At 40.5% G+C, this 20,991-nt stretch carries 13 protein-coding genes; 11 read left to right on the top strand and 2 right to left on the bottom strand.

Features of this window, described 5'->3' with window-relative positions; translation table 11 throughout:
• The first annotated feature begins 259 nt into the window (after positions 1–259).
• The 6 genes from gltB (at position 260) to HC725_RS05730 (ending at position 9,270) form a co-directional block, all read left to right on the top strand.
• Positions 260–4,801 carry a glutamate synthase large subunit gene (gltB, locus tag HC725_RS05755; protein ID WP_190330825.1) on the top strand — a complete coding sequence of 1,514 codons (4,542 nt, stop codon included), beginning with the start codon at positions 260–262 and terminating at the stop codon, positions 4,799–4,801.
• A gap of 1 nt (position 4,802) precedes the next feature.
• Complete coding sequence (locus HC725_RS05750; RefSeq protein WP_190330824.1) at positions 4,803–6,272, top strand: glutamate synthase subunit beta; 1,470 nt, start codon at positions 4,803–4,805, stop codon at positions 6,270–6,272.
• A 125-nt stretch (positions 6,273–6,397) separates the two neighbouring features.
• The gene (locus tag HC725_RS05745; protein ID WP_238928440.1) at positions 6,398–6,856 is read left to right on the top strand and encodes a DUF1499 domain-containing protein; all 459 of its coding nucleotides are present in this window, start codon (positions 6,398–6,400) and stop codon (positions 6,854–6,856) included.
• Between the two features lie 109 nt (positions 6,857–6,965).
• Positions 6,966–7,661, top strand: a complete 696-nt coding sequence (gene mtnN / locus HC725_RS05740) for a 5'-methylthioadenosine/S-adenosylhomocysteine nucleosidase (RefSeq protein ID WP_190330823.1) — start codon at positions 6,966–6,968, stop codon at positions 7,659–7,661.
• Between the two features lie 79 nt (positions 7,662–7,740).
• Positions 7,741–8,586 carry a helical backbone metal receptor gene (locus tag HC725_RS05735; protein WP_190330822.1) on the top strand — a complete coding sequence of 282 codons (846 nt, stop codon included), beginning with the start codon at positions 7,741–7,743 and terminating at the stop codon, positions 8,584–8,586.
• Positions 8,587–8,649: 63 nt separating this feature from the next.
• On the top strand, positions 8,650–9,270 hold the full coding sequence (locus HC725_RS05730; RefSeq protein WP_190330821.1) for a TRIC cation channel family protein: 621 nt from the start codon (positions 8,650–8,652) through the stop codon (positions 9,268–9,270).
• 133 nt (positions 9,271–9,403) lie between these two features.
• Here HC725_RS05730 and tyrS read toward each other — a convergent pair whose 3' ends face one another.
• Positions 9,404–10,591, bottom strand: a complete 1,188-nt coding sequence (tyrS, locus tag HC725_RS05725) for a tyrosine--tRNA ligase (RefSeq protein WP_190330820.1) — start codon at positions 10,589–10,591, stop codon at positions 9,404–9,406.
• A 126-nt stretch (positions 10,592–10,717) separates the two neighbouring features.
• Here tyrS and HC725_RS05720 point away from each other — a divergent pair, with 126 nt between their 5' ends.
• A complete protein-coding gene (locus tag HC725_RS05720; protein WP_190330819.1) occupies positions 10,718–12,004 on the top strand; it encodes a peptidoglycan DD-metalloendopeptidase family protein in 1,287 nt (428 codons plus the stop codon).
• Positions 12,005–12,103: 99 nt separating this feature from the next.
• Here the strand turns inward: HC725_RS05720 and erpA are convergent, their stop codons facing one another.
• The gene (gene erpA, locus HC725_RS05715; RefSeq protein WP_190330818.1) at positions 12,104–12,445 is read right to left on the bottom strand and encodes an iron-sulfur cluster insertion protein ErpA; all 342 of its coding nucleotides are present in this window, start codon (positions 12,443–12,445) and stop codon (positions 12,104–12,106) included.
• A 353-nt stretch (positions 12,446–12,798) separates the two neighbouring features.
• Here erpA and hemL point away from each other — a divergent pair, with 353 nt between their 5' ends.
• From hemL to HC725_RS05695, 4 genes are all read left to right on the top strand, one after another.
• Positions 12,799–14,100, top strand: coding sequence for a glutamate-1-semialdehyde 2,1-aminomutase (hemL, locus tag HC725_RS05710; protein ID WP_190330817.1), 1,302 nt, complete (start codon positions 12,799–12,801; stop codon positions 14,098–14,100).
• Between the two features lie 307 nt (positions 14,101–14,407).
• Positions 14,408–15,493, top strand: coding sequence for an AI-2E family transporter (locus HC725_RS05705; RefSeq protein ID WP_190330816.1), 1,086 nt, complete (start codon positions 14,408–14,410; stop codon positions 15,491–15,493).
• A gap of 94 nt (positions 15,494–15,587) precedes the next feature.
• Positions 15,588–16,619 carry a 16S rRNA (guanine(1207)-N(2))-methyltransferase RsmC gene (rsmC, locus tag HC725_RS05700; RefSeq protein WP_190330815.1) on the top strand — a complete coding sequence of 344 codons (1,032 nt, stop codon included), beginning with the start codon at positions 15,588–15,590 and terminating at the stop codon, positions 16,617–16,619.
• A gap of 240 nt (positions 16,620–16,859) precedes the next feature.
• On the top strand, positions 16,860–20,252 hold the full coding sequence (locus HC725_RS05695; protein ID WP_190330814.1) for a response regulator: 3,393 nt from the start codon (positions 16,860–16,862) through the stop codon (positions 20,250–20,252).
• The last annotated feature ends 739 nt before the right edge of the window (positions 20,253–20,991 follow it).

Here is a 20,991-nt window from a genome sequence, read left to right as displayed (position 1 = left end):
GAGCTTAGTGTAAATGGCTAAGCATTCTCGACATGACAATACAGTTCGCTGCAAAATAAAAACAAAGCAGCAATAAACACCAAGGACTCATTTTTTTCGCATATTATTTTCTGCGAATAATGGAAAGGAATCGGGCTAACTTCCCAAGGTTGGGTTAAGTTCAGCAAAAGATTATAAGTAAATAAAAGGACAAAGTAGTTGTGGTTAATGAGCATGATGCCCATTCCATCACTACCATTTAACTTGGAAGGATGTATCTATGGTAAGTAGAGAGCAAAGTGCACATGGATTGTACACCCCAGAGCTAGAGCATGATGCCTGCGGGATCGGTTTTGTTGCTCACTTAAAAAACCGCAAATCTCATGCGGTTGTCACGCAAGCCCTCGATATGTTGGCTCGTATGGAACACCGCGGTGGTCAAGGCTGCGATCCATGCAGCGGTGATGGCGCAGGTATTCTACTGCAAAAACCTCATGAATTTTTATTAGAAGAAGCCGTTAAACTCGGTATTCGCTTACCGTCATTTGAAAAATATGGCGTAGGTGTTGTTCTATTCCCTAAAGATGAATCTAAACGCCAACAATGTCGCGATATTTTAGAGCGCAATGCCGCTCGACTTGATCTTGAAATTATTGGCTATCGCGTACTGCCTGTTGATAATTCAATGATTGGCGAAGACCCTCTAAGCACAGAACCTCAATTTGAACATGTGTTTATTTCTGGTGGCCCAGGCACAACTCCAGCTGAACTTGAACGTAAACTTTATGTTCTTCGTAATTATACTGTGCGTGTATGTTTAGAGTCAGTATCCAATATTGGTGATGATTTTTATATCAACTCATTATCTTATAAAACATTGGTTTATAAAGGTCAGCTAACAACCGATCAAGTGCCTCAATATTTCTTAGATCTACAAAATCCAAGCATGGTTACAGCGCTTGCTTTAGTGCACTCTCGCTTTTCAACCAACACTTTCCCAAGATGGCGTCTGGCGCAGCCTTTCCGTTACATTGCCCACAACGGTGAAATTAACACTGTACGTGGCAACTTAAATTGGATGAAAGCGCGTGAAGCGATCTTAGAGTCTGACTTATTCACTCAAGCTGAAATCGACATGTTATTGCCGATTTGTTCTGAGAATGGTTCAGATTCATCAAACTTTGATATGGCGCTAGAGCTTCTGGTTCTATCAGGCCGTAGCTTGCCACATGCATTAATGATGTTGATTCCTGAAGCATGGCAAGAAAACAAAACAATGGATCCAACTCGTCGTGCGTTTTATCAATACCACGCCAACATTATGGAACCATGGGATGGCCCTGCTTCTGTATGTTTCACTGATGGTGTACAAGTAGGCGCAACGCTGGACCGTAATGGACTTCGTCCGTCTCGTTATACCGTGACTAAAGATAACTTCTTAATCATGGCATCTGAATCTGGCGCAGTAGAAATTGCACCTGAAAATATAGAGTATCGTGGGCGTTTACAGCCAGGTCGTATTTTTGTTGCCGATCTAGAACAAGGCCGCATCATTTCAGATGAAGAAGTGAAAGATGGTATTGCCAATTCTCAGCCTTATGAGCAATGGGTAAGTGATAATTTATTAAGCCTTAAACGCCTACCAGATGCCGATAACATGCATCATCAACCTTCTTCTGCTCGCTTACTTCAACATCAACAAGCGTTTGGTATTAGCTCTGAAGAAGTAAAAGAGATCATTCAAGTATTAGCGAAAACAGGCTATGAACCTTTGATGTCTATGGGCGCAGATTGGCCATTGGCAGTTCTCTCGCATCAATCCCAGCATTTGTCTCACTACTTTAAGCAATTGTTTGCTCAGGTCACCAACCCACCGATCGATCCAATCCGTGAGCGTATGGTGATGTCACTCAACACCTATTTAGGTCGTGACCATAACTTGCTGACGGAAACACCTGAACATTGCCAAAAAGTTGAGCTCGAGTCGCCAGTTCTTTCTAATGAAGAACTAGAAAAATTACGCGCGATTGATAACGAACACTTACAAGCAAAAACACTGGATATCGTTTTCCGTGCTACAGAAGAAAATGGCAAGCTAGAACGTGCTCTAAAACGTATTTGCCAATACGCTGAAGATGCAGTTATTGATGGCTACTCTATCATTCTTCTAACTGACCGTGCCACCAACTCAAACCACGCTGCTATTCCGGCAATGCTGGCGGTTGGCGCGGTGCATCACCACCTAATTCGTAAAGGCTTACGTGCTAAATGTGACATCGTCGTTGAAACCGGTGATGCACGCGAAACACACCACTTTGCGACTTTAATTGGTTACGGTGCAAATGCGGTTAACCCGTATCTTGTAATGGAAACCATTGTTGATCTTCAGAAGAAGAAAAAACTGGATCCTGAAATTCCATCAGATGATTTATTCAATAACTACCGTAAAGGCATTAACGCGGGTCTATTGAAAATTTTCTCTAAAATGGGTATTTCAACGCTACAGTCTTACCATGGAGCACAGATTTTTGAAGCACTTGGTATTAGTAAAACAGTAGTGGATAAATACTTCACTGGTACCGTTTCTCGTATCCAAGGCTTAACAATTGATGACATCGCGCGCGAAGTGCTGCTTCGTCACCGTGTTGGCTATCCGACTCGTGAAGTGCCACTTCAAATGTTGGATGTTGGTGGTGTTTACCAATGGAAACAACGTGGTGAAAAACACCTATTTAACCCTGAAACCATTGCATTGTTACAACAATCTACACGGAATAAAGATTATTCCCAGTTTAAGCAATACGCTAAAACGGTTGACGATCAAGGTGATAACGCCGCGACATTACGTAGCCAACTTGATTTTATCAAAAACCCAGCGGGCTCTATTCCTCTCGACGAAGTAGAACCAATTGAAAGCATCTTAAAGCGCTTTGCAACAGGTGCAATGAGCTTTGGTTCTATCTCATACGAAGCTCACTCAACACTTGCTGTTGCCATGAACCGAATTGGTGCAAAATCTAACTCAGGCGAAGGTGGTGAAGACCCAATTCGATTTGAGAAAAAAGACAATGGCGATTGGGAGCGTTCCGCTATCAAGCAAGTAGCTTCTGGACGTTTTGGTGTGACCTCTTACTATCTGACCAATGCAGCCGAGCTACAAATTAAAATGGCGCAAGGTGCAAAACCAGGTGAAGGTGGCCAACTTCCGGGCGATAAAGTCGATGACTGGATCGGTGCAACACGTCACTCAACTCCTGGAGTTGGTCTGATTTCACCACCACCACATCATGATATTTATTCTATCGAAGATTTAGCTCAGCTGATCTACGATCTAAAAAATGCTAACCGTGATAGCCGCGTCAACGTAAAATTGGTTTCTGAAGCTGGCGTAGGAACGATTGCATCAGGCGTAGCAAAAGCCAAAGCAGACGTTGTTCTTATTGCGGGTTTTGATGGCGGAACAGGCGCATCACCGATGTCGTCAATTCGTCATACCGGTTTACCGTGGGAATTAGGCCTAGCAGAAACACACCAAACACTACTGAAAAACGGTTTACGTAACCGTATCGTGGTTCAATCCGATGGCCAAATGAAAACGCCTCGCGACTTAGCGATGGCGACACTTCTTGGCGCAGAAGAATGGGGCGTGGCAACCGCAGCACTAGTGGTTGAAGGTTGTATTATGATGCGTAAATGTCATAAAAACACTTGTCCCGTTGGTATTGCAACGCAAAATAAATCACTGCGTGAGCGTTTTGATGGCCGTGTAGATGACGTCGTGACTTTCTTCCAATATCTGGCTGAAGGCTTACGTGAAATCATGGCTGAATTAGGTTTCCGCACTATTCAAGACATGGTTGGACAGTCTCATAAACTAAAAGTACGTGATGATATTCAACACTGGAAATATAAGAACCTAGATTTAAGCCCGGTTCTCTACATTGAGCAACCCCGTGCTGAAGATGGCATTCATAACCAGAAACAACAAAATCATGGTCTTGAAGATGTATTGGATCGCAAGTTAATTAAGTTGGCGCAACCTGCGTTAACCAAAGGTGAAGCAGTGCAAGCTGAGTTCCCTATAATTAACACCGACCGAAGCACTGGCACTATGCTGTCGAATGAAATTTCGAAAGTCTATAAAGATAATGGCTTACCTCAACCGATGAACGTTAAGTTTACCGGTTCAGCAGGTCAATCTTTCGGTGCTTTCCTTGCAAAAGGCGTAAAATTTGAAGTTGAAGGCGATGCTAACGATTACTGGGGTAAAGGCCTATCTGGCGGTACTTTAGTGCTTTATCCAGACAACAAATCAACGATTGTTGCAGAGGATAACATTGTCGTCGGTAACGTTTGCTTCTATGGCGCAACATCGGGTGAGTCTTTCATCCGCGGATTAGCCGGTGAGCGTTTCTGCGTACGTAACTCTGGTGCACATGTTGTGGTTGAAGGTGTGGGCGACCACGGTTGCGAATATATGACCGGTGGTACAGCGATAATCCTTGGCTCTACAGGTCGAAACTTTGCAGCAGGTATGAGTGGCGGTGTTGCTTATGTATGGGATAAAGCTGGCGACTTTGAAACTAAACTCAATGCAGAGCTTGTGGATCTAGATCCACTTGAAAATGAAGATAAAGCCTTGCTACACAGCATGTTAACAAAACATGCTGAATACACTGGAAGTGATGTAGCAAAAACCTTCCTTAGCGATTTTGACACTCACTTAGCAAGCATGGTTAAAGTCATGCCACGCGACTATAAAGCAGTGATGTTAAAACGTAAGGCAGCGGCAAAAAACACGGAACAGTTGGAGGCAGTATAAGATGGGTAAGCCTACTGGATTTTTAGAACATGGTCGTGAACTTCCTAAAAAAGTTGACCCAAGTGTTCGCATACAAGACAACAAAGAATTCGTATTAGATGAAGACTTTGGTGAAAAAATTAACACGCAAGCTTCTCGTTGCATGGATTGCGGTGTGCCGTTTTGTCATAGCGGCTGCCCTATCGGCAATATCATTCCAGAATTTAACGATGCGGTTTATCGCGATAGTTGGGAAGAAGCTTGGCACATTTTGAGCAGTACCAATAACTTTCCGGAGTTCACTGGTCGCGTCTGCCCTGCACCTTGTGAAACATCATGTGTTCTTGGTATCAATCAAGATCCGATTACTATTTGTAATATCGAAAAAAACATTGTTGAACGAGCTTACCAAGAAGGTTACGCCAAACCACGTAAACCCCGCTCACGCACAGGTAAAACTGTTGCTATCGTAGGTTCAGGCCCTGCAGGACTTGCAGCAGCAGAACAATTAAATGCAGCTGGTCACTCGGTGACTGTCTACGAGCGTGATGAGAAAGTCGGTGGTCTGCTGCGTTTTGGTATTCCTGATTTCAAACTCGGTATGGATGTCATTGACCGTAAAATTGATCTGATGCGTGAAGCTGGCGTGAAATTTGAAGTTAACGCGCATATCGGTGTTGATATCAATGCTCAACAATTGCGCCAAGACTTCGATGTTCTATTGCTCACTGGTGGTTCTACGGTTCCTCGTGATTTACCGATCCCGGGTCGTGAATACAAAGGCGTTCACTTTGCAATGGAATTCCTTGGTCAAAATAACCGTCGCGCCAACAACATGGATCTTAAAACTGAAGAAATTCATGCTAAGGATGCTCATGTGGTTGTTATCGGCGGTGGTGATACAGGTTCTGACTGCGTGGGCACATCAAACCGTCATGGTGCGAAAAGCATTACTCAAGTTGAGATCATGCCAATACCGCCAGGCCAACGTCCAAGTAATCAACCATGGCCGCAATACCCAATGATCATGAAAACGACCTCTTCACATGAAGAAGGATGCGAGCGTCATTGGAATATTCTAACCAAAGAATTTATTGGTGATGAGCAAGGCAATGTCACCGGTTTACGTATTGCTGATATCGTATGGCAAGATGCAAAACCGGGTGAACGTCCTAATTTTGATGAGGTGGCTGGCTCTGAGCGTGTCATACCGTGTACTAAAGCATTTTTGGCGATGGGCTTTTTATTTCCAGAGCCAACAGGTGTATTAGCGCAGTTGGATATCAAACTAGATGACCGCGGCAACGTTGCAAGTCAAGACTACCAAACAAATCAAAAAGGTATATTTGCCGCAGGTGACATGCGCACAGGACAATCCTTAGTTGTTCGTTGCATCAATGAAGGTCGAGAATGCTCACGTGCAATTGACAGTTACTTAATGGGCAGTTCAAACCTTGAAGCTCGTGCTGATTCATTAATGAAATCAGCATAAGTTAAGCTTACTTAATAAATGCTGATTAGCTTAGCCCTACATAGTTTACTGTGTAGGGCTTTGTTCTTTTTAGATTCTCAGATTTAAAAAATATAAATCATTAAAGAAGGTTAATATCACTATTTATGAAAAATAATATGCTTAAATTCATCCCTTTCGCTATGGTTATATTATTAACCAGTTGTAGCAGTCAGAGTAAAAGTATGGAATCAGAAAATAGAAAACCACAAGCCGCAATGCTTTGCAGTTCAAAACCGAATTGTGTTTCCACTCAAGAGACACGTAAAGATCACCAAATAGCACCATTTACATTAATTTCAACCGATATTACTCTCGATCAAATTGAAGCAGTGGCATTAACCTTTGCTCGAACCCAAACTCTAAAAAAGACAGATGACTACTTACACCTGACTTTTACAAGTTTGATTTTTCGTTTTACCGATGATGTTGAAATGGTAAAAGATGGTGTGAATTTGCATATTCGTTCTAAATCTCGTGTTGGCCATTCAGACTTTGGCGTCAACAGAGATCGCTTGGAAAAATTACGAATTAAATTACTCGAACACCAGCTTATCCAACCCTAACTTTTATTTACAGACTTCACTCTACTGGTTTTACTATGCCGATTAAGTTTTTTAAAATCCTTATGATACAATCTCGCGATTATTGACCTAGATTGAAGCAGAGAAAATTATGAAAGTTGGCATTATTGGTGCGATGGAACAAGAAGTTACGATTTTAAAAGACGCATTAAGCAATAGCAAATCACAAAGCAAAGGTAGTTGTACTTTCTATACCGGAACCATCAATAACATTGAGGTTGTGTTACTACAATCAGGAATTGGTAAGGTAGCAGCCAGTGTTGGGACGACTTTATTAATTGAATGTTTCCAACCTGATATCATCATCAATACAGGTTCAGCTGGCGGCTTTGATTCAAGCTTAAACCTTGGTGATGTGGTGATATCTTCTGAAGTTCGTCACCATGATGCAGATGTAACGGCCTTTGGCTATGAAATCGGTCAAATGGCACAACAACCTGCTGCTTTTATTGCTGATGAAAAACTCATTCAACTAACAGAACAAGCTTTAGCAACCATGACTGATATTCACGCGGTGCGTGGCCTTATCTGCACGGGTGATGTATTTGTTTGCACACCAGAAAAACAAGCCTTCATACGTCAACACTTCCCAACAGCAGTTGCTGTAGAAATGGAAGCTGCGGCGATTGCCCAAACTTGTCACCAATTCGCCAAGCCATTTGTTGTAGTCCGCGCAATTTCAGACGTAGCAGATAAAGAGTCACCAATGAGTTTTGATGAATTCTTACCATTAGCGGCTAAAAGCTCATCTGACATGGTGATTGCTATGTTGAAACTACTAAAATAACAACCTGAATATTGGCTACCTTTACTTTGTAAAAAACACAATAAAAGTAGCCTCTTACTGGCGCGTGATGGATCCTAATATGTCAGCATTTCGAGCTTTGCTCATCTTTTGCCTACTTACTTTATTTAGCCCATACAACTTTGCGAATAATGTCGCTCAACGTGTTATTACTCTTACACCCCACGCAACTGAACTCGCTTTTTCAGCAGGGTTAGGTGATAAAATCATAGCGGTCAGTGAGATGAGTGATTACCCTCAACAAGCTTCAACATTAGAAAAAATCGCTAACTATCAAGGTATTAAACTAGAACGCATATTAGCCCTAAAACCGGATCTTGTAATTGCTTGGTCAAAAAATTCTAGCCCAAGAGAAGTGGATCAACTGAAACGATTTGGCATCCCTGTCTATTACTCATCCATCAGCACGCTCGAAGATATTGCCGATAACTTAGACGCCTTAAGCCAATGGGCTGAAGATCCCTCTATCGGGAAGAGTAATGCTAAAATATTTAGAGAGCAACTCAGTACCATTCGTTTGGCTAATCAAAAGAAAAAAAGTATCTTTTACTTTCATCAATTAAGTGAAGTTCCAATTATTACCGTCTCCGATCCATATTGGCCAAGCGCTATTTTTAATATCTGTAATGGTAAAAATGTATTTGCAAACAGCCCTGCACCTTATCCCCAAGTAGGTAAAGAACAAGTCATTGCTGAAAATCCTGAAGTGATTTTCACCTCTAACCATATCAATACCACCACTGAGCTATGGCAAAAATGGTCTCAAATACCAGCAGTAAAACATAAGTTAATTTTTAACCTCAATCCTGATTGGTTAAATCGACCAACAATGCGGAGTCTTCAAGCAATAAAACAAGTCTGCGCAGATTTTGATTTAGCTCGTAAGTCGAATAAGCTTTTGCATTAAGACAAATTAACAGTAAAATCTGCCGCCTAATTCAACTTTATCGAACTCTAGAACACCACTATCATGGATATCAGTTTACTGTATTTTTTCGATTTATTTGGTACCGCCATTTTTGCCATTTCTGGAGTATTACTTGCCGGCCGGCTTAAAATGGATCCCTTCGGTGTTATCGTCCTTGCCTCTGTTACTGCAATTGGTGGCGGTTCGATTCGAGATATGATGCTAGGCTCTACGCCTATTTTCTGGATTATCGACAATAATTATCTATGGATAATTCTGCTAACTTGCTTAGCGACACTTACGCTAATCCGTCGCCCGACCAAACTGCCTTGGTATATTCTTCCTGTTTGTGATGCGATTGGGCTCGCGGTATTTGTTGGAATCGGTGTGGAAAAGTCTCTTCGATTACAAGATTCAATGATGATTGCTGTGATTATGGGCGTTCTAACCGGTTGCGGTGGCGGAATTATTCGCGACATTTTAGCCCGTGAAATTCCAATGGTGTTACGCAGTGAAATCTATGCTGTAGCTTGTATTGTAGGCGGGATTGTTCATACCAGCGCTTTGTACTTTGGTGTTGCTAGTTCACCTGCTTTCTTACTAGGTGTCGTATCAACCTTAACTATTCGACTTGCCGCTATTCGCTGGCATTTATCTTTGCCGACTTTTCAGTTAAAAGGTTAAATTTCACGATAAAAAAGCCCATCTCAAATTAATGCGACGGGCTTTAACAATTTATAACAACAAGCGATTAGCTATAGAGACGAAGCACTAATTATACTAACTATATAGCAGCTAAGCACTCAATCGCCTGACTTTACTTAATCGTAATACGTGCAAACTTACGTTTACCAACTTGATAAATCGCAGTGCCGATCTCAGGAACAAGCTTAGTATCTTCGATCTTATCACCATCTAATTTTGCAGCGCCCTGACGGATCATACGAAGTGCATCCGATGTAGAGGCCACTAGATCTGCCTCTTTTAATAGGTTAGCAATAGCAATCCCCGCTTCAAATTCAAATTCAGGCATTTCATCTGGCATTGCGCCTTTTTGAAAACGATTAATGAACTCTTGTTCCGCAGCGTCAGCATCTGCTTCGCTATGAAAACGAGCAATAATTTCTTTTGCTAATAAAATCTTAATGTCACGTGGGTTTTTGCCAGCATCAACATCAGCTTTAAATTGCGCAATCTCTTCTAATGGGCGGAATGAAAGCAATTCATAGTAGCTCCACATTAGTACATCAGAGATCGACATGATTTTGCCAAACATTTCGGTTGGTACTTCACTAACCCCAATGTAATTATGAGCCGACTTAGACATTTTTTTCTCACCGTCTAAACCAACCAGCAATGGCATCATTAAAACTACTTGCGGCTTTTGACCATGAGATTTTTGTAGCTCACGCCCCATCAATAAGTTGAATTTTTGATCCGCGCCACCTAATTCAACATCGGTTTCCATCGCAACAGAATCGTAGCCTTGTAATAACGGGTACATAAATTCATGAATCGCGATCGGTTGATTTCCGGCATAACGCTTTTTAAAATCATCACGTTCCAACATGCGAGCAACGGTTAAGTTTGATGCCAAACGGATCATACCTTCAGCACCTAATTCATTTAACCATTCAGAGTTAAATTGAATTTTAGTTTTAGCAGGGTCGAGAATCTTAAATACTTGCTGCTTATAAGTTTCTGCATTGGCCAATACATCTTCACGCGTTAAAGGCGGACGTGTGGTGTTTTTACCACTAGGGTCACCAACCATACCGGTAAAATCACCGATTAAAAAAGTAACGTCATGACCTAGCTCTTGGAATGCTCTTAACTTGTTAAGAATAACGGTGTGGCCTAAATGGATATCTGGTGCAGTTGGATCCGCTCCCAACTTAATACGTAAAGGGCGATTTTCTTTTAATTTCTCAATCAACTCAGCTTCAGGGATTAATTCTTCCACACCGCGCTTAATTTCAGCCAATGCTGCTTCAATACTCGCCATTTAGGTTTACTCCGAAAATTAGGCATAAAAATTGTATCAAGACATGATACGCAATAGCGCCCTTTTTGGAAACCAGTTAGACTGACTCATCCTATTTTTTCGCTATTTACATTACTCTTAATGACTATGAGCATACAATTGACTCGCCTTCCTAGGCTACACAAAATATCGATTGCTTTTATCTCCCTCATAATAACTATTGTTTTGTTTTCACTTCCTGACTTTGACGATCTCACTCGTAATGAACCAAAGCTAGAAGTCGGCAAAGTTTATCCTCTTGAGCTCTCTAGCGAATTTTCACAATCGCAAACCACGAATAAAAACTGGCTACAATGGCAGCCCTATACCGTCCAATCAGGCGAAAGTGCTTCTGTTTTATTTAATCGTATCGGTTTATCAGCAAAGTTATTACATCAATTAATCACTAGTGATTCTGGTATAGAAACTCAATTATCGCGACTTCGACCAGGTGACATCCTAAATTTTGGCTTTAACCAAAATGATCAATTAGTCGAATTAATTCGCCCTTTGTCTGCTTATCAATCTTTTCATATCTATAAACAAGGAGATGTGTTCACTTCGAAAATAGAAAGTAAAAAAATTGATGTTCAATATAATTACACTGAAGCAACCATTACATCAAACTTCTGGAATGCAGCATCAAATTCAGGTTTAACTCCAAATCAAATAATGTCATTAGCCGGTATTTTTGGTTGGGATATTGATTTTGCGTTAGATCTGCGTGCAGGAGATCATTTTGAAGTGTTATATGAAGATCGTTTTGTTGAAGGTCGAAATATTGGCCAAGGCAACATTATTACCGCAGTTTTTACTAGCCAAGGTGCCACGTTCAAAGCCATTTTGAACCCAAAAGATGGCAATTATTACGATGAGGATGGCAGGGCAATGAAAAAAGCCTTTCTGCGCTCACCTATCGATTTTCGCCGTGTAACCTCTAATTTCAATCCTACTCGTCGCCATCCTGTAACAGGAAAAATCGTCGCTCATAGAGGGACAGATTATGCAGCTCCAGTTGGAACCCCTATTTGGGCTGCTGGTGATGGAGTGGTCGAAAAAGCAGGTTATAACCAATTTAATGGTAACTACGTATTTATTCGCCATAGCAATACTTATATTACCAAGTACTTGCACATGAAAAAACGATCCGTCAATACAGGACAACGAGTAAAACAAGGCGATACGGTAGGCACGCTTGGTGGAACAGGACGAGTAACTGGGCCACACTTACATTATGAATTTTTAGTGAATGGTATCCATAAAAATCCAAGAACGGTTAACTTGCCTCAATCAAAATCATTAACGGGTCAAGATAAAAGTAACTTTATGACACTGGCGCAGCAAAATTTAGCGCAACTCAAACGCTACAATAACTTACTTATTGCAAAAGAATAGCCAAACAAAAAAGCCCTGAAAATTTCTTATTCTCAACGAAAAAGAGATTTTTAGGGCTTTCTTAAAGTGACTTGTTTAAATGGGCTTAGGTAAAATGGCTTACACGCTAAATGAAGCACCACAACCGCAAGTTGTTGTTGCATTTGGATTGTTCACAAAAAAGCGAGAGCCTTCTAGCCCTTCAGTATAATCCACTACACCACCAAGCAAATATTGCAAACTCATAGGATCAACCACTAAAGTTACTCCCTGCTTCACTATTGTCATATCACCATCATTAACTTTCTCATCGAAGGTAAATCCGTATTGAAAACCACTGCAACCACCACCGGTGATATAAACACGTAGTTTTAACTCTGGATTTTCTTCTTCCTCAATCAATATTTTCACACGCGCCGCAGCGGTTTCAGAAAAAGATAAAGGTAATTGCTCATCGCTCATGACGACCTCTCTCATTAGCGTTAATATCAACAGGTAAATGAATAACGTTGATACAAGATACGATCGCTGACATTGCTTAGCCATACGGTCAAACTTTAATTAATGCGATTATCTAATACCTGACCTTATCGTTCAAGTATTCATCTTGCTTTCAGAACAATAAATCGTATAAACCGTCTTCACATCAACTGTATCTGATTTTGTTTTCTAAATAAGTGCAAAAAGTCTCAGCTTAGTTACAATGCCTACAGTTAATTATCTCGATCACGGTGCGGTAGCCTATTAACCGCACAAGAATTGCGCTTAAAGTGCAACAGCCTTATCGCAATAAGATATTATTTAAAGGATCCCCTATGAGTAAATCATCAGAACTATATCAAAAAGCACAACAAACGATTCCCGGTGGCGTGAACTCTCCAGTACGCGCTTTTAATGGTGTTGGTGGAACTCCACTTTTCATCGATCGCGCAGATGGCCCACTGATTTTTGATGCCGATGGTAAAGCTTATATTGATTATGTTGGCTCTTGGGGACCGATGATCTTAGGCCACAATAATACTGCTGTGCGTAATGCGGTGATTAAAGCGGCTGAACGTGGTTTAAGCTTTGGAGCGCCCACAAAATCTGAAATAAAAATGGCAGAAAAAGTATCCGAAATGGTTCCATCAATGGAGCAACTTCGCATGGTTAATTCTGGCACAGAAGCGACGATGAGCGCTATTCGTTTAGCTCGAGGCTTTACTGGTCGTGACAAGATCTTAAAATTTGAAGGTTGTTACCACGGTCATGCTGACAGTTTATTGGTAAAAGCAGGATCAGGCGCATTAACATTGGGTCAACCAAGCTCACCAGGTGTACCTGCTGATTTTGCCAAATACACATTAACAGCCACTTTTAATGATATTGAATCCGTTAAAGCATTATTTGAAGCAAATCCTGAAGAGATTGCTTGCATAATCGTTGAACCTGTCGCGGGTAATATGAACTGCATCCCTCCTGTTGAAGGTTTTTTAGAAGGCTTGCGTGACATTTGTGATTCTTCTGGCGCATTACTGATTTTTGATGAAGTGATGACAGGCTTTCGCGTCGCACAAGGTGGCGCTCAAGCTTACTATGACATCAAACCGGACTTAACTACGCTTGGTAAAGTCATTGGCGGAGGCATGCCAGTCGGGGCTTTTGGTGGTCGCCGTGACGTCATGCAATTTATTGCTCCGACAGGCCCAGTTTACCAAGCCGGTACACTATCAGGTAATCCTATTGCCATGGCGGCAGGTTTAGCTTGTTTGAAAGAGTTAGAAGGCGAAGAAAACGAAGCTCGCTTAGCGAAACGGACAAAACAATTAACAAAAGGCTTAAAAAAGGCGGCAGCGGAGCATGGTATTCCTCTGGCGATTAATCGCGTTGGTGGTATGTTTGGTTTTTTCTTTACGGAGCAGAAAACCATTACTTGTTACGAAGATGTCACAAAATGCGATACTGAGCGCTTTAAACGCTTCTTCCATTTAATGCTTGAACATGGTGTCAACTTTGCTCCATCAGCATTTGAAGCGAGCTTTATGTCATTGGCACATTCACCACGTGAAATTGAAGCCACAATTGAAGCGGCAGATCGCTGCTTTGCAATTATGGCAAAAGAAAGCGAAGCACTATAATAAAATAACCAAGTACTCATCTCGCTTGCCTTCGTATTTACTCACGAGCAAGCGAGTTGCTTAACCCATTTTTTATAAATAAACCTGCACTCAAGACTGCCAATTCAAAGCAATCAGCACCGCCATAAAAACTATAATCACAGCTAACCAAGGTATGCTCTTTTTCTTCTTATTACTGCAACACTCTTTTTTGTCACAACAGCCCATATATATTCCTCCAGACTCAATAAATCTTTAATTGATAAGCGTTTGCTTTACCGCCATTATATACCAATATAAAACCACATCACTCCTTCAAGGATGAAACATGGACAACAAGTTAAAACTGGATTCAACACACTGGGTATTAATCATTGCACTACTGTTTGCAGCCTATGCTTGTTATTTATTAATTTCACCTTATATGAATTCGATTGTTATCGCGTTTATTATTTCTCTGTTAATTTACCCTTTGCATCAAAAAATAGAATTACGCTGGCCACGCTTCCCTAACACGGTAGCTTTTATCTCCTGCTTATTTCTCACCTTTGTTATTGTCATTCCATTACTTGCTATTTTTGCAGCAATCATCCAACAAGGTGCTAATTTTTCACAAACGGTTTATAACTGGGCAAGTGCTGGCGGGATCCAAGAATTATTGAATCATCCATATATTTCAAAACTGCTGCATATTGCTAATCAATATCTACCATTCGACAATATTGACCCACAACAAATAGCTCAACGCGCGGCTAAGTTTATTTCACAATTTGGCACGATTTTAGTCTCTGTTAGCGCCAAAATATTAGGTGACGCGACTGGGTTTCTAGCGAACTTCTTTTTAATGCTTTTTGTATTATTCTTTTTATTACGCGATCGTGAAAAACTGGTTAATAGCATTCATCATATTTTACCTCTATCACGCAGCCAAGAAGACCGTTTATTAAACGAAGTAGAGCAGGTTTCTAAATCAGCCGTTTTAGGCTCATTTCTTACCGCTATCGCCCAAGCTATTGTTGGCGGCTTTGCATTATGGCTAGTCGGCTTGCCAGGCTTATTCTGGGGAACAATGATTGGAGCTGCCTCCTTTATTCCAGTTGTTGGCACTGCATTAATTTGGGTTCCAGCTGCCGCTTATTTATTTTTAACTGGCGATATCGGCTGGGGAATATTTTTAGTAGTTTGGGGCGTAGTAGTCATTGGTTCGATTGACAATATTATTCGCCCGCTTCTTATGCAAGGAAGCGCTGGCATGGATACCTTACTTATCTTTTTCTCACTATTGGGCGGGATCCAATTGTTTGGATTAATTGGTTTGATCTACGGGCCACTGATCTTTGCCATTACCATGGTGCTATTTAAAATGTACGAAGAGGAATTTAAGCAATTTCTTAACATGCAAGATAATAACTAATCACGTCAACAGCAATTAACTCTCAAGTGATTTAATTGGTATCTAGGCCAGATTATGCGAAAATCTGGCCACTGCCCATAGAGAGTGACCATCAATGTCAAGCTATACCCCCCCTAGCCAAATTGCTCAACGTCAAATTGAATATTTTTCAGGTAAGCGTGTTTTAATTGCAGGTGAAGCCGAAGATTTATTTTGTCTTGAACTTGCTAAGCACTGCCAATCAGTCTCCGTTTTTACAACCCATTATGGTTACCATCAACAATTTAATCAGCATGATAATATTACGTCTTACTTTGGCGCAGAACTGACTGATAACATTGATGCTGATATGCTTCTGTTGTATTGGCCAAAAGCTAAAGCCGAAGCTCAATATTTACTTGCAATGTTGATGGCGAAACTTAAAACCGGCACTGAAATCTGTGTTGTTGGCGAGAATCGCTCTGGCGTTAAAAGCATTGAAAAAATGTTTAGCCAATATGGCACAGTGAAAAAATACGATTCTGCACGTCGTTGTTCTTTCTATTGGGGGCAATATCAAACCGAAGCGCCAGCGTTTAATTTAGATGAATGGTATAAAACTTATCCCCTCACTATCGGTGATGATACGCTTCAAATTAAAAGCTTGCCTGGTGTATTTAGCCATGGTGAATTTGATAAAGGTACAGAGCTACTGCTTGAAACACTACCAAGACTCAAAGGTAAAGTACTGGATTTGGGCTGTGGTGCTGGTGTAATTGGTTGCGTTATTGCAACTCGCTATCCTAAAGCGAATGTTGATATGTGTGACATCAGCGCACTCGCGATTGAATCAAGTAAAGCGACGTTAGAAATTAATGGATTAACCGGACAAGTCTTTGCCTCTGATATTTACTCCAACATTGGCAAAGGATACGACTTTTTAATTAGTAACCCGCCTTTCCATTCAGGTTTAGATACCCAATACAGTGCAGCGGAAACCTTATTATCCCAAGCGCCGCATCATTTATCGGCTCGAGGGCAAATGCTGATCGTTGCCAATAACTTTTTAAAATATCCTCCTATTATTGAGAAAGCTTTTGGGCACTGCAACATTGCAGCTAAAAACACTAAATTCAGCATCTATCACACCAATAAAGCATCTCAATAGTCAGTCCTTATTGAGGTTTAATTATAGTCATGAGCCTAGCCTTTAGGCTCATTTTCCCACCGAATATTTTATAATAATTGCCCTCGGTCACCTTTTTTGCCTTTGAAAATAAAGTTTCCTTTCTTCTCGACAAATATCATAGTAAAAAGGTTTTGCGTGTTAACTTAATAAAATAATTCAATCCTTGGCTTTTTCTACTTCTAATAAGCCGCCACTCAGAGAAATCGTAAGTAGCCACCTATGCTAAAACTAAGAAATGTACATAAATTTCAAAGGCTTCAACACACATTAATGATCGCATTTTTAGTATTAAGTCTGACTCCTTTCACTGTTATTGCTTTATTTTTTCTCCAATCACATACTCAAGATTTACAAGAGCAAAGTACCTCATATTTATTGTCAATTCGTGACACGAAAAAACAACAAGTTAACGATTATGTAAAATCTAAAGAATCTGAAGTCATGGGCGTGGTTCGCTCAGAATTAGCTTACTCAAGTGGCGGCCGATTTTATGGTTTGGTCAGTGCGTTCACAAAGCTAGGTGATAGCATAGAAGATGCTCGAGACAACGCCCAACAGCGTTATATTCAGAACTCTGGTGATAAAATAAAAACAGCGGTTCTCCCTGAATCTCCGGATTTTATTGGTACAGAGCGTTATCGATTATTACATAAACGTTATCATTGGGCTTATGTGGATTTACTCAAGCGCTCAGATTTTACCGACATTCTGCTCATTGATTTAAATGGCAATGTCACCTACTCAGTAAGAAAAGAAAAAGATTATGGGACTAACTTAATAACTGGTCCTTATCAAAATACGATTTTAGGTAAAACCTTTGCGAACCTTAAAGATACCGTCAAAGCATCGCGCAAAAATAACGAAGATTATACTCCGGTCATCTTGTCTGATTTTAATAAAGAAGACTCACAGCAAATCCTTTGGCTCGGCGCACCTATAATCCAACAAGGCTACCTACATAGTTACGCTATGTTTAAACTGCCAAGCACAGCACTCTCAAACATTATGAATGATCATAATGATAAAGGAGCACTCACCAAGATCCTTGTTGGTGAAAATAAAAAACCAAAAATACTCAATTTATCGCAATCGTCTATTGATGCAAGCATGAGCGTTATCGACAAAGCTTTACAGGGACTTTCAGCGGTAGAATCCTTTACAAATGGCGATGGTGAACAGATTATTGCCGCTTACACTCCTATAAAAATCAAAGATAAAACATGGGCTTTAGTGGTTGAACTACCAGAAAAAGATGCCTATTCAAGAGTTCATCAACTTAAAAAAATCTTTGCCATTGTTATGCTTATAGGTATTCTTTTAGTTATTGTTTGTTCTCATTACCTATCTAACTTTATAACCACACCATTATTAAAGCTGACTTGGATGGCAGAACGAGTCGCAGCGGGAGATTTAGATCAAAATATAGTAAGTATTGAGCGGAAAGATGAAATTGGACGGTTGGCCGTCAGCTTTGCTCGTATGCAGCGCTCAATTAAAGAGAAAATTCAATTAATTGGCGATCAAAATAAAACCTTAGAAAACAATATCCAGACTATTAGGCAAAAAAATGATGACTTACAACTTGCCAATAAGCTCAAAGATGAGTTTCTCGCCACAACATCACATGAACTAAGAACCCCGTTGCATGGAATGGTTGGTATCGCAGAAGCATTAGTTTCGGGTTCCAACGGACCTATTCCTGCCAACCAAAAGCACCAATTAGATATCATCATCAACAGTGGGCAACGCCTCACTACATTGGTGGATGATCTTCTGGATTACCATAAGATGCGCTATGGCAATCTTGATATACAAACCACCACTGTCGATATTGTTTCTGCAACACGTTTAGTTTTAGAGTTATCGCAGCACCTTTTAGGTAATAAACCACTTCGTATCATTAATCAGATTGCATTAGAACTGCCACTGGTTGCCGCAGATGCTCAGAGATTAGAACAGGTTCTTTATAACTTGATCGGCAATGCCATCAAATATACATCGGAAGGAAAAATCATCATTTCAGCAACCGTACTGGAAAATGATATTAGGATGCAAGTTGTGGATACAGGACAAGGGATTCCAGCCGAACAACTGGAGCATATCTTCGAACCTTTAATTCAAGCTGGACAAGATTCTAGTCGCTATCGTCAAGGTGCAGGACTGGGCTTATCCATTAGTCGACAGCTAATTGAATTGATGGGTGGATCGCTTTATGTCAGTAGCCAGCCATTGGTTGGCACCACTTTTAGCTTTTCCTTACCAATTGCCACTGAAGAACAAATTAAAGCACACCAGTACCAACAACCGAATGAACACTTCCAAGCACCAGATCGCTTATCCAATATGGCTGATTTTGAATCTTCACCACTACCAATTAATCCCGAAGGGCCATTATTACTCGTGGTCGATGATGAGCCTGTCAATTTACAGATTCTTGATAGCTTTTTACGACTTGAAGGCTATCAAGTTAAAACGGCAGCAGATGGCCTAACCGCACTCCAATTAATAGAAAAAGACAAACCTGAATTAATCTTACTCGACATCATGATGCCAGGAATGAATGGCTATGAAACCTGTGAAGAAATTCGTCAGAAATATGATCACGCACAGCTGCCAGTTATTCTATTAACCGCATTGAGTCAAACTAAAGATCGTGTCCGAGGTTTTGAATCTGGCGCTAATGACTATCTCACCAAGCCTTTTAATAAACAAGAGCTTGCAGCAAGAATAAAAGCACATTTAACCGCCAGTAAAGCCGAACAACGCCGCATAGAAAATAGCCAACTACAACAAGAGCTGCGTATTCGAGAGCAAGTTGAAGCGAGTTTATTAGAGACTCAAGGCCGCTTATTAGAACAACTAGAATCTGCACCAGAAGCGATTATTTGTGTTCGTGAAGATGGACGAATCCGCTTTGCTAATGATTCAGCTGCAAAATTATTTAAACGCAGTCCTGAGCAGCTCAAACGGTCAAATTCAGATGAGATTATTGCGCCTAAGTATCTTAATCTCAATCAGGAACATTTTTGTGGTGAAATTGATATCTTCATTGAGGACAAGCGAGAACATATTCAAAGTGATGTACTCATGCTTCCTGAAGCCTCTGGATTGCAATCCATGTATATTTTTAATATCGGTGGCGGAATCAATGCGCAACGAATTGATAACTTAGAAACTGCAATTGAAGCCCTTTCTAGCTATGCTTTTGATGGTGACAAAAATAAGCTTCAGCAACTGAAAGAACTCGGCGGCGAATTTACCCGATTAGCGGATAAAGTTTTCCATAAACGCGAAGATAAACACCAGATAATGCGCGATATATTAGTTGATACAATGACGACAGCCCTCGATTATTGGGAATCAGCGACAGGTCAAACGAAATATACATTAGCTGAAGAAAGTGGATTATGGCGCGTTTACTTAGATCGTAGTACCTTACAAACTCGAACTTTAGATAAATACCTACGCGTGGAAACGTTACCGAAAACTCCCCGTTGGCGTACAGTTCTAAACACGATTGATTATATTCTAGAAAATAGCAGTGCTAATACCGCCCAACGCCAGCACTTAATTGACTGCCGAGAAAAAATACAAATGTTACTCGTTAGCTGAACTTATTTTATCGATACAGCATAATCATTCATAACAATCTATCTCCAGAGCCCCCTTATTAAACCGTTAGGTCAAGCGACTTAACGGTTATTTCATTTCTTAAACCACAGCTTCCATATGCTTATTATTTCTTATCTAAAAGCCTTACCAACCACCAAAGCACCATCACAATCGGTTGGTAATATACAGCCTTAAACTCCCTTTCTCAGGCGAATGACACTTAGAGGTAAGAACAATCCCGACCAATAAAACCAAACATTAATACTTTATTCACACAAAGAAATAACCGCAATTCACTCCAAAAACAAAACGGATAAATCGCCTTTTTTCTATTTAATGACCCTGCTTAACCTTAGTATTTATGGCTAATGCGAAGCGAGTCACAACAAATCGGCAATACTATTTTAAAACAATAAAGTAAGCTTGTTTTCGACTAGTGATCAAGATCGCCTTAATAAGGATTGAAATTAAAACCTTTAAATTAAAAATAAAATCAAGATAGTAAGCACTAACATTCAATCAAAAAAAACAATCCAACATGATGCATATCACATTTAAGTTTGAATAAAAAAACAGCGTATTTTGTCTGATTTTTACGATATTAACGTAAAGGTAAGATTATTTGACGTTTTTAACGAGAATTCAAATTGACGATTTCAACGATAAAGTGTTTTCTGTACAGGCAAAGGGCCTACAGGCCACTCTGGAATAATCAATGAATGTCCGAACATCACATTCA

The organism is Vibrio sp. S17_S38 (assembly GCF_014694375.1).
In the GTDB taxonomy this organism is placed as follows: domain Bacteria; phylum Pseudomonadota; class Gammaproteobacteria; order Enterobacterales; family Vibrionaceae; genus Vibrio.
The sequence above is the reverse complement of the archived record's forward strand: the minus strand, read 5'-3'. Positions and strand labels throughout refer to the sequence as shown.

Coding starts and splice junctions, on each gene's coding strand:
- gltB (WP_190330825.1), top strand. CDS start 260: ATGGTAAGTAGAGAGCAAAGTGCACATGGATTGTACACCCCAGAGCTA.
- HC725_RS05750 (WP_190330824.1), top strand. CDS start 4,803: ATGGGTAAGCCTACTGGATTTTTAGAACATGGTCGTGAACTTCCTAAA.
- HC725_RS05745 (WP_238928440.1), top strand. CDS start 6,398: ATGAAAAATAATATGCTTAAATTCATCCCTTTCGCTATGGTTATATTA.
- mtnN (WP_190330823.1), top strand. CDS start 6,966: ATGAAAGTTGGCATTATTGGTGCGATGGAACAAGAAGTTACGATTTTA.
- HC725_RS05735 (WP_190330822.1), top strand. CDS start 7,741: ATGTCAGCATTTCGAGCTTTGCTCATCTTTTGCCTACTTACTTTATTT.
- HC725_RS05730 (WP_190330821.1), top strand. CDS start 8,650: ATGGATATCAGTTTACTGTATTTTTTCGATTTATTTGGTACCGCCATT.
- tyrS (WP_190330820.1), bottom strand. CDS start 10,591: ATGGCGAGTATTGAAGCAGCATTGGCTGAAATTAAGCGCGGTGTGGAA.
- HC725_RS05720 (WP_190330819.1), top strand. CDS start 10,718: ATGAGCATACAATTGACTCGCCTTCCTAGGCTACACAAAATATCGATT.
- erpA (WP_190330818.1), bottom strand. CDS start 12,445: ATGAGCGATGAGCAATTACCTTTATCTTTTTCTGAAACCGCTGCGGCG.
- hemL (WP_190330817.1), top strand. CDS start 12,799: ATGAGTAAATCATCAGAACTATATCAAAAAGCACAACAAACGATTCCC.
- HC725_RS05705 (WP_190330816.1), top strand. CDS start 14,408: ATGGACAACAAGTTAAAACTGGATTCAACACACTGGGTATTAATCATT.
- rsmC (WP_190330815.1), top strand. CDS start 15,588: ATGTCAAGCTATACCCCCCCTAGCCAAATTGCTCAACGTCAAATTGAA.
- HC725_RS05695 (WP_190330814.1), top strand. CDS start 16,860: ATGCTAAAACTAAGAAATGTACATAAATTTCAAAGGCTTCAACACACA.